This window comes from Pseudomonas alloputida, assembly GCF_021283545.2.
Classification (GTDB): domain Bacteria; phylum Pseudomonadota; class Gammaproteobacteria; order Pseudomonadales; family Pseudomonadaceae; genus Aquipseudomonas; species Aquipseudomonas alloputida.
Genome location: NZ_CP128540.1, coordinates 1,441,289 through 1,454,082, shown reverse-complemented (window position 1 = coordinate 1,454,082; position 12,794 = coordinate 1,441,289). Strand labels below are relative to the sequence as shown.

Here is a 12,794-nt window from a genome sequence, read left to right as displayed (position 1 = left end):
TTGGAAAAGACTCAGGCCTTGCGCAGCCAGTAAGTATAGGTACCGGCCTCGGCCGTTTCTTGCAGCAGGGTATGACCGGCCAACTGGGCGAAAGTGCGGAAGTCGCGCTGGGAGCCTGCGTCCGTGGCGATAACCTTGAGCACCGCGCCACTGGCCAGGCGATTGAGCTCCATCTTGGCCTTGAGCAGTGGCAAAGGGCAATTCAGCCCGCTGGCGTCCAGTTCGGCGTCGCAGGTCAGGGTGTTACTCATCGCGGGGTCTCCAAAGGCATCGCCAGGCTGCTTCTTGGCATGGCTGGCTAGGATAGCGCCACTGGTCGTCAACGTGTGAGCCCGCTACAGTAGGTATCTTTGATCCGACGCGAGCTTCATGCATGAATCTACTGCGCCCTACCCTGCTGACGCTGGCCTGCCTGATGGCCCTTCCCGGCCATGCTGACGACCTGCCATCACTGGGTGATGCCAGTTCTGCGATCGTCTCGCCGCAACAGGAGCACCAACTGGGCCGTGCCTGGCTCAGCCTGCTGCGCGGCCAGGTCAATCAGCTCAATGACCCACAGCTCAAGGACTATGTCGAAACCAGCGTGTACAAGCTGGCCGAAACCAGCCAGCTGCAGGACCGGCGCCTGGAATTCATCCTGATCGACAGCCGCGAGCTGAACGCCTTTGCCGCCCCGGGTGGCATTGTCGGGGTCAACGGTGGGCTGTTCCTCAACGCCCAGACCGAGGGCGAATATGCCTCGGTACTGGCCCACGAACTGGCGCACTTGTCGCAACGCCACTTCGCGCGGGGTGTCGAGGCCCAGCAGCGCATGCAGTTGCCGATGATGGCGGCGCTGCTGGCCGGCATCGTGCTGGCCGCAGGTGGTGCCGGCGATGCGGGCATCGGCATGATTGCCGGCACCCAGGCAGCGGCCATTCAGGAGCAACGGCGCTTCTCGCGCCAGAATGAACAGGAAGCCGACCGCATCGGTATCCAGAACCTGGAAAAAGCCGGCTACGATCCACGCAACATGCCGACCATGTTCGAGCGCCTGGCACGCCAGTATCGCTATGACGCCAAACCGCCGGAATTCCTGCTGACCCACCCGGTGACCGAATCACGTATTGCCGACACCCGTAACCGCGCCGACCAGGCGCCCAAGGGTGGCATTGAAGACAGCATGCGCTACCAACTGATCCGCGCCCGGGTGGCACTGATCTACGAGGGCACACCGGGGCTTGCCGCCAAGCGCTTCCGCGCCCAACTGGACGAAGACCCAAAGCTGGACGCCGCACGTTATGGCCTGGCCTTGGCACAGGTCAAGGGCGGGCAATTGAACGAGGCCCGTGAAATGCTCAAGCCGCTGCTGGCCAAGGCGCCCAACGACATCACCTACAACTTGGCACAGATCGACCTGGACATCACCAACAACCGTCTTGCCGACGCCCAGCAGCGCGCCGAACGGATGCAGGGGCTGTACCCGGGCAACTACCCGTTGAAACAGGTGCGTGCCGACCTGCTGGTGAAACAGAACAAGCCGGCTGAGGCCGAGAAGGTGTTGAACGAGCTGGTGAAGAGTCGGCCGGATGACCCGGATGTGTGGTACGACATGGCCGAGGTGCGTGGCTTGTCGGGCAATACCATTGGCTTGCACCGGGCGCGTGCCGAGTACTTCACCCTTGTAGGCGACTTTGATCAGGCAATCCAGCAGCTGGATTACGCCAAGCGTCGGGCGGGCGGTAACTTCCCGCTGGCCTCACAGATTGACCAGCGCCAGCGCGAGATCATGGAGCAGCGGCGCATGGTTCAGGAAATGATGGGGCGCTGAAGGCGATTCGCGGGCAAGCCCGCTCCCACAGGTACTCCACCGCCTTGGTAAACGGTGCAATATCTGTGGGAGTGGGCGAGCCCGCGAAGAGTATGACGCGGTCTGGCGTCAGGCATTACCAGACAGCTTCAGCCGCGCCGCCTGGGTAAAGTCCAGCATGCGATTAAGCGGCTTGATCGCCTTGGGCACCAGCGCCGGGTCAACGAAAATTTCGTTGGTGCCGTTACGCAGGCAATCCAGCACCCGCTCCAGGGTGTTCATCGCCATCCACGGGCAATGCGCACAGCTGCGGCATGCCGCGCCGTTGCCGGCGGTGGGGGCTTCGACGAATTCCTTGTCCGGGCACAACTGCTGCATCTTGTAGAAGATGCCGCGGTCGGTGGCGACGATGAAGGTTTTGTTCGGCAGGGTCTGGGCAGCCTTGATCAGCTGGCTGGTGGAGCCCACCGCGTCGGCCAGCTCGATCACCGCTTCCGGCGACTCGGGGTGCACCAGGATCGCAGCATCCGGGTACAGCGCCTTCATGTCAGCCAACTGGCGCGACTTGAACTCTTCGTGAACGATGCAGGCACCGTCCCACAGCAGCATGTCGGCACCGGTTTGCTTCTGGATGTAACGGCCCAGGTGCTGGTCCGGGCCCCAGATGATGGTTTCGCCGTTGTCCATCAGGCTTTCGACAATTTCCAGGGCACAGCTCGAAGTCACCACCCAGTCGGCGCGTGCCTTCACCGCTGCGGACGTGTTGGCGTAGACCACCACGGTGCGCTCAGGGTGCTGGTCGCAGAAGGCCGAGAACTCTTCCACCGGGCAACCCAGGTCGAGCGAGCAGGTGGCCTCCAGTGTCGGCATTAGCACGCGCTTTTCCGGGGTGAGGATTTTTGCCGTCTCGCCCATGAAGCGCACACCGGCCACGATGACCGTTTCGGCCGGGTGGTTCTTGCCGAAGCGGGCCATTTCCAACGAGTCGGACACGCAGCCGCCGGTTTCTTCAGCCAGCGCCTGGATGACCGGGTCGCAGTAGTAATGGGCAACCAGCACGGCATTCTGGGCTTTGAGCTCGGCAGCGATGGCCGCACGGTATTCGGCCTCCTGCTCGGCTGTCAGCGGGTTGGGCTGCTTGGCGTCGAGGTGGGCCTGAACCAAAAGGCGTTCGGAAATCTGGGTCATGATCGCTGGACCTGCAGGCGCGCTTGCGCGTCAAATCGAGTGTATCACCCGGCCCTGGCAGATCGGCTAAGGGTGCCGGACGGCATGTTGACCGCCACGGCCCTCTGCGGGCGCGGATTATTATCGGAGGCCGAAGGCTACAGACAATCCAGCGATTACTAAAGGGGTTTTTGTAGTGCTTGTGCGGGCCCCTTCGCGGGTGAACCCGCCCCTACACTGTGAAATCCTCGTAGGAGCGGGTTCACCCGCGAAGAGGCCGCAACAGGAGAAACCATCACCCCTGCGGCGACAGGGCCCCCAGATGCGCCGCCATGAACATGGCAAATTCTTCAACGGTCATTTTTCGGCCATTGAAATCGACCATGCCATCGGCATAGTGCAGGCTGCTGACCACATCATCGCCCTGCACGGTGGCCATGCCGCTCTGCAGCGCCATCATGCCGACCATCTCCCCCGCCTGGCTCGACTGCATGGCAATCGCTTGGGCGTCGGTCTGGCCATCCAGCAAGGCCTGCAAGGTCGCCAGGTCACCGATCATCGGCTTGGACAGCGACAGCTTGCCTTTCACCTCCGTGATGATCTGCTTGCTCAGTTGGTCCGGCGGCAGGTCGAAGCTGGCCGGCGCGGCGAGGTCCATCGACAGGTTGAAACGGCTCTCGCCATTGGCGGTCTTGAACGACAGGTTTTCCACCGCCAGCCTGGGCTTGGCGGCCAGCAACTTCTGCAAGTCACCCTGGAAGCGGGCCTTTTCGGCGTCGTCCATCTGGATCTGCGGTACCGGCTGGCCAGCCGCACTGGCGGCCTCGAACTCCGGCAAGTGCGACTGGTACCACTTCGACAAGGCCTGCAGCGCCGGGGCGTTGACCGAGGTCACGCTCACCGCCATCTGCGCCTTGCCTACCGCGCGGCCATCCCAGCTGATGTCACCGACCTTGTACTCCGCGCGACCACCTACGGTGTCCGTGCCTTCGAGGGTTTGCAAGGCGTTCTGTTCCAGGCCCTTGATCAGCAGCACCTGCTGTTTCGGCCCAAGGATGACCTTGGTTTCGGCCAACGCCATATCGACGTTGCCGACATAGATGGCATCGTGCGCGGTGGCTGCGAGGTTACCGCCAAACGTCAGCCCTTTGAGCTCGAAGGTGGCCGGCGGCTGGTCGTCATGCACCCATTTCATCACCAGCCTGTCGGCCTGGCCGTGGAACTTCGAGGCCTTGCCCTCCTTGTCCCCACTGACTTCGAACTGCATGCCCGAGAAGTCAAGGCTGTTGCCATCCGCTTCGTCAAACTTGAGCGGCGCCAGCTGAACCTGGCTGACCACATTGCCGCCGTAACCCAGGCTGGTCTGCGCGCTGATCGGGGCCTTTTCACCCGCAGCGGCGAACCATGGCGCAACGGCGTCATCCTTCTGCAGCGTGCTGTTGCTGACCGCCATTACCGGCATCAGCTTCAGTGACCTGACCCTCGACCACGGAAACGGGCCGTGCTCGATCTGGTCGGTCACGCCCACGTCAAAATTGATCACCTCGCCCTGCCCCACATTGATGTCGCGAGCCTTGAGCCGGTACTGGGCAGTGCTGCTGAAGAGATGCTGCTCCAGCGACACACGCTCGATGCTCATGCTACCACCGGTACTGACCAGGGCCTTTTTGAGTTCGGCGTTGCTGCGTGCAAGGGCGTTGTCCAGCTCTGCCGGCAGCTGCTTGCCGGTGTACCAGGCGCCTGCGGTAGTTGCGACGGCAATGGCGATAGCCAGGCCGGAAAGGATGCCAACTGATTTCTTCATGAATAGAACCGATTGCTGTCCGTAAGGGCTTCGAAGGCGGCCAGAGGCCACGCAGAAATTGAAGAGTACCCCCCCCGATTGGGCCGAGTGCTGGCCCAGGTCGAGAAATGCCATTTTTCGGACACATCCGACATCACGCTGCGGCAAGCAAAGGGATCGTTAATTTTTACGAACACACAAATTGATCATAATCGCAAAAAAACGCGCAAAAACCGAACAAACCCCGTATTTAATCGATAGATATTTCAATCTGGCAACATCTTGTCATGTTTAACTTGACACCAACCTACCCATCGTTTTTTATTTTCACCACTTTGCGCGCCCCCACCGCGCCTTCCGCCGCTCCAACATAAAAGGTGAACAACATGGAGCCCACCCGCTCGCCCTTGCCGCATGCGCAATACACCGTGCCCGTCGTTTACGCCAAGCAGCAGGAGCCATGCCAGCATGCAGCCTGACCACAGCGCTTCCGGCAACGGCCAACTTCGCAAAACCCTGCGCCTCTGGCACGTGATCATCATCGGCCTGGCCTACCTGACCCCGATGACCGTGTTCGACACCTTCGGCATCGTCAGCGGGATCACCGCTGGCCATGTACCCAGCGCCTACATCCTGGCATTGGCTGGCATCCTGTTCACCGCGGTGAGCTATGGCACCCTGGTAAAACGCTTCCCGCAGTCGGGCTCGGCCTACACCTACACCCAGCGCGCGATCAACCCGCACGTGGGCTTCCTGGTGGGCTGGTCTTCGTTACTGGACTACCTGCTGCTGCCGATGGTCAACGCACTACTGGCCAAGCTGTACCTTTCGGCCATGTTCCCGGAAGTGCCTGAGTGGATGTGGGTGGCCGGCTTCGTCACCCTGATCAGCCTGATCAACATGCGCAGCGTGAACCTGGTGGCGCACTTCAACCTGCTGTTCGTGGGTGTGCAGGTGGCGATCATCGCCGTGTTCATCTACCTGTGCGTACGCGGCCTGGACCAGGGTGAAGGGCTGGGTACCACCTGGAGCCTGATACCGTTCGCCGACAGCCAGACCCAGTTCAGCGCCCTGGCCGCCGGTGCGACCATCCTGTGCTTCTCGTTCCTGGGCTTTGACGCAGTCACCTGCCTGTCCGAGGAAACCCGCGATCCGGCCAAGACCATTCCCCGGGCGATCTTCCTCACCGCACTGATTGGCGGTGTGGTGTTCATCACCGTGTCGTACTTCATCCAGGCCTACTTCCCGACCATGGCCCGCTTCCACGACCAGGAAGCAGCCCTGCCGGAAATTGCCCTGTACGTTGGCGGCAAGCTCTTCCAGTCGATCTTCATCGCCTGCACCGTGATCAACACCATCGCCTCGGGCCTGGCCTCGCAAACCAGCGTGTCACGCCTGCTGTATGTAATGGGCCGCGACAACGTGATCCCGGCCAGCGTCTTCGCCCGCCTGCATTCGCGCTACAAGACGCCAGTGCTGAACATTGCCGTGGTAGGGCTGATTTCGCTGTCGGCGATCTTCTTCGACCTGGTCACCGCCACTTCCATCATCAACTTCGGCGCCCTGGTCGCGTTCAGCTTCGTCAACCTGTCGGTGATCAACCACTGCTACCTGCGCGAAGGCAACCGTAAAGGCCTGGCCAACCAGCTGAAGTACCTGGTACTGCCGACCATCGGCTTCTGCATCATCGTCTCGCTGTGGCTGGACCTGAACGCACATTCGCTGATGTTTGGCGGTATCTGGGCTGCGCTCGGGCTGGTCTACCTGGGCTGGCTGACCAAAGCCTTCCGCGCGGCACCGCCCAACTACGTCGCCGAATGACCCACGCTGCCAACAACGCCCGCGCCTGATCGCGGGCGTTGCATTTGTTCGAAAAGGAAAGCCCCCATGCCGCTGCGTCGCCTCTCCATCCAGTGGAAGATCACACTCCTCGCCGGCCTGTGCCTGCTGGCCATTGTCGCCTTGCTGGTCGCCACTTCGCTGACCCAGGCCCATCGCAGCGCCGCCCTGGTCAACCAGGCCAACACTGCCATGCTCGAAGACAGCGCCCGCCAGCGCCTGCAGGCCCACGCCGAAACCCAGGCCTTGCGTATCCAGCGCTACTTCATGGACGCCTACCAGTACGGCAATGGCTTTGCCCGCCTGGTACAGGTGCTGAAGGACCGTGGTGGTAGCGACCTGCGCGCCGAACTGACCCGCCAGGCGCGTGCCAGCCTGGCCGGCAACCCGGATGTGATTGGCCTGTACCTGGTGTTCCAACCCAATGCCCTGGACCAGCAGGACAGCCACTACCTCGGCCAGGACGCCATGGGCAGCAATGAGAGCGGGCGTTTCTCGCTGTACTGGTCCCAACCAAGCCCCGGCACCCTGGAACTTGAAGCCATGCCGGAAACGATGCTCGGCGACACCAGCATCGGCAGCAACGGCGCGGCGAAGAACCGCTGGCTGACCTGCCCGCAGGACACCGCCAGGACCTGCATGCTCGAACCGTACCTCGACGAGGTCAACGGCCGTCAGGTGCTGATGACCAGCATCGCTCTGCCCTTGCTGGAACACGGCAAGGTAGTCGGCGTGGTCGGCCTGGACATCGGCCTGGCCAACCTGCAGCAACTGAGCGTGAACGGCCGCCGCGATCTGTTCGACGGCCAGGGCCAGGTGAGCATCGCCACCGCCGCCGGCCTGCTGGCCGGCAACAGTCGCGACGACAGCGTGCTCGGCAAGCCCATGGACAAGTCGGTAGCCGACGGCCTGCTGCGCGTGGCCCACCCCTTCACGCCAATCCCTGACACAGCCCCGTGGCAGGTAGTGCTGGAACTGCCGGAAAGCGTGCTGCAGGCCCCTGCTGTCGCCCTCAACCAGCGCCTTGATGCCCATAACCAGAACGCCAACCTCACCAGCCTGCTGATAGGCCTTGGCACGGCTATCGCCGGTTTGCTGCTGGTGTGGCTGACCGCGCGCGGCGTTACCCGGCCAATCCTGGCCGTGGCTGCACGCCTGGAAGACATTGCCAGTGGCGAAGGCGACCTTACCCGTCGCCTGGACTACGCCCACCAGGATGAACTGGGCCAGCTCACCGGCTGGTTCAACCGTTTCCTCGACAAGTTGCAACCGGTCATTGCCCAGGTCAAAGGCTCGCTGCAGGAGGCCCGCAATACCGCCGACCAATCGGCCGCCATTGCCAGCCAGACCAGCGACGGCATGCAGCAACAGCATCGCGAAATCGAACAGGTGGCTACAGCTGCCAACGAAATGAGCGCCACCGCCCTGGATGTCGCCCACAACGCATCGCAGGCGGCCCAGGCCGCACGCGCCGCGGATCAGGCCAGCCAGGAAGGGTTGCAACTGGTGGACAGCACGCGCCAGGGCATCGACCGCCTGGCCGCCGGCATGAACACTGCCATGGACGAGGCACGCGCACTGGAAGACCGCAGCGGGCAAATCGGCTCGGTGCTTGAAGTGATCCGCACCATTGCCGAACAAACCAACCTGCTGGCACTGAATGCCGCCATCGAAGCGGCCCGCGCAGGCGAAGCCGGGCGTGGCTTCGCCGTGGTTGCCGATGAGGTGCGCGGCCTGGCCCAGCGCACGCAGGTTTCGGTGGAGGAAATTCGCCAGGTCATCGAAGGCCTTCAGCAAGGCACCCAGGACGTGGTCGGGGCCATGCATGCAGGCCAACGCCAGGCCCAGGACAGCGCCGCACGCATGGAGCAGGCACTACCGGCACTGCAGCGTATTGGCGAGGCCGTGGCGGTGATCAGCGACATGAACTTGCAGATAGCCTCGGCGGCGGAAGAGCAGAGTGCGGTGGCCGAGGAAGTGAACCGTAACGTGGCCGGCATTCGAGACGTGACAGAATCACTGGCTGGGCAGGCCGATGAATCGGCACGCATCAGCCAAGCCCTGAACCGGCTGGCCAACCAGCAGCAGGCGCTGATGGAGCAGTTTCGCGTCTAGCCTGTCAGGGCCTCTTCGCGGGCACGCCCGCGAAGAGGCCCTGACAGGCACCGCACCATCGTTATTCTTGAGCACAACTTATGCCTAATCCAACCCGATCCACTTTCTTCGACATCACCAGCGAACAAGGGCTTTTACGCACCTCGATCGCCGCCACCCTGTTCATCGCCACCATCGGCATCGCCTTCGGCCTTGCCTCCGGCTCGTTTTCCATCGTCTTCGACGGCGTATACTCGCTGGTCGACGCCAGCATGAGCGGGCTGTCGCTGGTGGTGGTCAAGCTGATCACTTCGCACACCACCAGCGTGCAGATGTCGCGCAAGCTGCGCGAGCGCTTCACCATGGGTTTCTGGCACCTGGAGCCCATGGTACTGGCACTCAACGGCATTCTGCTCGGCGGCGTGGCCATCTACGCGCTGATCAACGCCGTCAGCAGCCTGCTGCAAGGCGGGCGCCACCTGGAGTTCGGCATTGCCATGGTCTACGCGGCGCTGACGGTGATCACCTGTGTGACCATCGCCGTCATCGAGGCCCGCGCCAACCGCAAACTGAAGTCAGACTTCGTGCGCATGGACGTCAAGGGCTGGGTGATGTCGGCCAGCATCACTGCCGCACTGCTGATTGCCTTCTGTTTTGGTTATGCCGTGCAGGGCACTGCGCTGGAATGGGTATCACCCTATATTGACCCGGCGGTGCTGGCGCTGGTGTGCCTGGTGATCGTGCCGTTGCCGATGTCGGTGGTGCGTCAGGCGCTGTCTGAAATCTTCCTGGTCACCCCTGGCGACCTCAAGCTGCACGTAGATGAGGTGGCCAAGGCCTTCGTCGCCCGCCATGGCCTGCAATCTTACCGCGCCTATGTCGCCAAGGTCGGGCGTTCGCGGGAGATCGAGCTGTATTTCATCGTGCCCAAAACCATGGCGGCGAAGACCATCGATGAATGGGATGCCTGGCGCAACGAGATTGGCGACGCGGTAGGCGGAGAAGGGCCGGACCGCTGGCTGACAGTGGTGTTCACTGGCGACCCGGAATGGGCCGAGTAATTGGTGGGCGCTCTGCGCCCTTTTTCCGAAACCCGTAGCGCAAACGAAAAAGCCCGCGACCATTTCTGGTAGCGGGCTTTCACGTACTGCGTATGGTGGGTCGTGTAGGATTCGAACCTACGACCAATTGGTTAAAAGCCAACTGCTCTACCAACTGAGCTAACGACCCATTTGATGGCGCGTATAATACTGATTTCTAACGAGAATTCAACACCCCATCACGATTTTTTCAAAAATACCGAGTCGGATCTTCGATACCGGCGGCCTTGAAACCATCGGCGCGCAGGCGGCAGCTGTCGCATTTGCCACAGGCGCGGCCGTCATCGTCGGCCTGGTAGCAGGAAACGGTCAGGCTGTAGTCCACGCCACGGGCCATACCGGCCTGCACGATCTGCGCCTTGCTCATGTTCTGCAGCGGCGCCTGGATGCGGAAGCCCTGCCCTTCTACGCCAGCCTTGGTCGCCAGGTTGGCCATGCGCTCGAAGGCCTCGACGAACTCGGGTCGGCAATCCGGGTAGCCGGAGTAATCCACGGCGTTGACGCCAATGAAGATGTCGCGCGCTTCCAGTACTTCGGCCCAACCCAGGGCCAGCGAAAGGAACACGGTGTTGCGCGCCGGCACATAAGTGACCGGAATGCCTTCACCCGGGGCTTCCGGCACGTCGATGCTGCTGTCGGTCAATGCAGAACCGCCGATGCCGTCGAGGTTCAGCCCAATCACCTTGTGCTCGACCACACCCAGGTCGCGGGCCACGCGGGCAGCGGCGTTCAGCTCGGCACGATGACGCTGGCCGTAGTCGAAGCTCATGGTGTAGCAGCTGTAGCCTTCGGCCTTGGCCATGGCAACCACGGTGGCCGAATCCAGGCCGCCGGACAACAGGATTACTGCGCGTTTTTCTGTCATGTGTACGTGCTCCTCAATCAACGTCCGGGCTCGTCGTTCCACAGCAACTTGTGCAGCTGCAGTTGGAAGCGTACAGGCAGGTTGTCAGCAACGATCCAGTCAGCCAGGTCACTGGCGTTCACCTGATGATGGCTGGGTGAGAACAACACCTCACCGGCACGCTCGGCCAGGTTGTACTGGATCAGCTTGGATACCGCCCAGTCATAATCCTCGCGGGAACAGATGACGAACTTGACCTGGTCGTTGCGTGTCAGCTGCTCGATGTTCTCGTAGCGGTTACGGTGCGACTCTTCGGAGCCTGGGGTTTTCAGGTCGACCACACGGCTGACGCGAGTGTCGGTGCCGGCAATATCCAGCGCGCCGCTGGTCTCCAGCGACACCTCGTAACCGGCATCACACAGCCGCTGCAGCAACGGCAAGGCGTTGGGCTGGGCCAGTGGTTCGCCACCGGTGACACAGACGTAGCGCGGTTTGAAGCCGGCCACTTGTTCGAGGATCGAATCAAGGGTGCGTACGGTACCGCCACTGAAGGCATAGGCACTGTCGCAGTACTGGCAACGCAGGGGGCAACCGGTGAGGCGCACAAATACCGTGGGCAGCCCGGCCGTTCGCGTCTCACCCTGCAAAGAGTAAAAGACTTCGGTGATGCGTAATGTGTCTTGCATGCTCGCCACGGGCGTGACAGCTAAACAGGCTGTCCGCCTCCGTCAGGCACTGTCGCGGACTCGACATAGCGTTATCCGCAGCAGCGTGTTTACGAAAAAAGGGCAGTGATTCTAACGAAAAAACCCGCGACTGGCGCGGGTTTCTTTCGAGCGGTACAGCGACAACGCCTAGAGCTTCTGCAGGTCACGCTGGGCCAGTTGAGCGGCAGAGGTGCCGGGGTACTGGGTCACGACCTGCTGAAGGATGCCTTTTACCTTGTCGGTATGGCCCATACGGCGCTCGACATCAGCCAGTTTGTACAGCGAATCTGGCACCTTGCTGTGCTTCGGGTACTTTTGGCTGACCTGGGCAAAGGCCTGGCTGGCGCCTTGCAGGTCACCCTTGGCCAGGTTCACTTCACCCAACCAGTATTGGGCATTACCGGCGTACTGGCTGTTGGGGTACTTGCGCAGGAAGGCGTTGAACGCCTGGCTGGCCTTGTCGAAGTCTTTCTGTTTGATCAGGTCGAAAGCTGCGTCGTAATAGAGCTTCTCTTTCGCCGGATCACCGGGCTGGCTACTGCCGGCCGGTTGTTGCGCAGCAGCACCTGCTGCGGCATCGGGGGCGGCATTGGACGCGCCACCACCGGAGGAATTGTCAGGGGTTGCGGCAGGCGCAGCGCCACTGTTGATGCGACGGTCCAGGTCCTGGTAACGCTCCAGGTTTTCCTGCTTCATGCGGGACACATCGTTTTGCAGCTCTTCGATGATGCCTTGCTGGCGGGAAAGCTGATCCTGCATCTGTTGCAGCTGCATGAACAGCTGGCCCTGTGCAGAGGCAGGGGCCGAAGCCCCTGACCCGGCATAGGCGCCGCTCGTGCCATAACCCGCAGGCGGATAGCTGCCTGCGTTGTCATCTACTACAGGGACCTCAGCCCAGGCCGCAAGCGGCAGGCTGAGTGCGAGGACGGTTACTACACGGCGGCACATACGCATAAGAACTTACTTACGCAGTTCTACGCGACGGTTCTGAGCCCAGGACTGCTCGTCGTTGCCGGTAGCAACTGGACGCTCTTCGCCGTAGGAAACCAGTTCCAGCTGAGCAGGGGAAACGCCCTGCAGAACCAGGTAGCGCTGAACGGCTTTCGCACGACGCTCACCCAGAGCCATGTTGTACTCGCGGGTGCCGCGCTCGTCGGTGTTACCTTCCAGAACAACACGGTTGCCGTTGGCTTTCAGGTCCTTGGCGTGAACGTCCAGAGCGCGCATGGCTTCTGGCTTCAGGTCCGAGCTGTCGTATTCGAAGTAGAAGGTGGTGATTGCGCGCAGGGCGGCTTCTTCGCTCAGGGAGCCGTCAACAGCGCCAGTGTTGGCACCGTAGCCAGCGTTAGGGTCTACAGCAGCGCCTTCGCCTGCGTTATCACCGCCCTTCGAGGAGCAACCTACAGCTACGGCCATGGCCAGAGCCAGCGCAGCAAATTTACCAAACTTCAGCATTTCCATCGTGAAACTC

The 12,794-nt window shown here is 61.9% G+C and carries 11 protein-coding genes and 1 tRNA gene; 4 read left to right on the top strand and 8 right to left on the bottom strand.

Annotation, left to right across the window (positions count from 1 at the left end; all coding sequences use genetic code 11):
• Positions 1-11: 11 nt before the first annotated feature.
• Complete coding sequence (locus LU682_RS06555) at positions 12-251, bottom strand: sulfurtransferase TusA family protein (RefSeq protein ID WP_003254745.1); 240 nt, start codon at positions 249-251, stop codon at positions 12-14.
• A gap of 122 nt (positions 252-373) precedes the next feature.
• On the opposite strand from LU682_RS06555, the gene LU682_RS06550 reads away from it, so the two are divergent.
• Positions 374-1,810, top strand: coding sequence for a M48 family metalloprotease (locus tag LU682_RS06550; RefSeq protein WP_010952374.1), 1,437 nt, complete (start codon positions 374-376; stop codon positions 1,808-1,810).
• A 108-nt stretch (positions 1,811-1,918) separates the two neighbouring features.
• Here the strand turns inward: LU682_RS06550 and nadA are convergent, their stop codons facing one another.
• Positions 1,919-2,977, bottom strand: a complete 1,059-nt coding sequence (gene nadA / locus LU682_RS06545; protein ID WP_003254747.1) for a quinolinate synthase NadA — start codon at positions 2,975-2,977, stop codon at positions 1,919-1,921.
• Positions 2,978-3,251: 274 nt separating this feature from the next.
• A complete protein-coding gene (locus LU682_RS06540) occupies positions 3,252-4,760 on the bottom strand; it encodes a YdgA family protein (protein WP_010952373.1) in 1,509 nt (502 codons plus the stop codon).
• A 447-nt stretch (positions 4,761-5,207) separates the two neighbouring features.
• On the opposite strand from LU682_RS06540, the gene LU682_RS06535 reads away from it, so the two are divergent.
• The 3 genes from LU682_RS06535 to LU682_RS06525 all read left to right on the top strand — a co-directional run bounded on the left by LU682_RS06535 (position 5,208) and on the right by LU682_RS06525 (position 9,733).
• Positions 5,208-6,560, top strand: coding sequence for an APC family permease (locus LU682_RS06535; RefSeq protein ID WP_010952372.1), 1,353 nt, complete (start codon positions 5,208-5,210; stop codon positions 6,558-6,560).
• Positions 6,561-6,626: 66 nt separating this feature from the next.
• Positions 6,627-8,693, top strand: a complete 2,067-nt coding sequence (gene mcpU, locus LU682_RS30145; RefSeq protein ID WP_010952371.1) for a methyl-accepting chemotaxis protein McpU — start codon at positions 6,627-6,629, stop codon at positions 8,691-8,693.
• An 80-nt stretch (positions 8,694-8,773) separates the two neighbouring features.
• Complete coding sequence (locus LU682_RS06525; RefSeq protein WP_010952370.1) at positions 8,774-9,733, top strand: cation diffusion facilitator family transporter; 960 nt, start codon at positions 8,774-8,776, stop codon at positions 9,731-9,733.
• A gap of 93 nt (positions 9,734-9,826) precedes the next feature.
• Here LU682_RS06525 and LU682_RS06520 read toward each other — a convergent pair.
• From LU682_RS06520 to pal, 5 genes are all read right to left on the bottom strand, one after another.
• Positions 9,827-9,902: transfer RNA gene (locus tag LU682_RS06520), tRNA-Lys, on the bottom strand.
• A gap of 60 nt (positions 9,903-9,962) precedes the next feature.
• Positions 9,963-10,637, bottom strand: coding sequence for a 7-cyano-7-deazaguanine synthase QueC (gene queC / locus LU682_RS06515; RefSeq protein WP_010952369.1), 675 nt, complete (start codon positions 10,635-10,637; stop codon positions 9,963-9,965).
• 17 nt (positions 10,638-10,654) lie between these two features.
• Positions 10,655-11,302 carry a 7-carboxy-7-deazaguanine synthase QueE gene (gene queE, locus LU682_RS06510; protein ID WP_003254753.1) on the bottom strand — a complete coding sequence of 216 codons (648 nt, stop codon included), beginning with the start codon at positions 11,300-11,302 and terminating at the stop codon, positions 10,655-10,657.
• 168 nt (positions 11,303-11,470) lie between these two features.
• On the bottom strand, positions 11,471-12,277 hold the full coding sequence (gene ybgF, locus LU682_RS06505; RefSeq protein ID WP_003254754.1) for a tol-pal system protein YbgF: 807 nt from the start codon (positions 12,275-12,277) through the stop codon (positions 11,471-11,473).
• Between the two features lie 6 nt (positions 12,278-12,283).
• The gene (pal, locus tag LU682_RS06500) at positions 12,284-12,784 is read right to left on the bottom strand and encodes a peptidoglycan-associated lipoprotein Pal (protein WP_003254755.1); all 501 of its coding nucleotides are present in this window, start codon (positions 12,782-12,784) and stop codon (positions 12,284-12,286) included.
• Between the last annotated feature and the right edge of the window lie 10 nt (positions 12,785-12,794).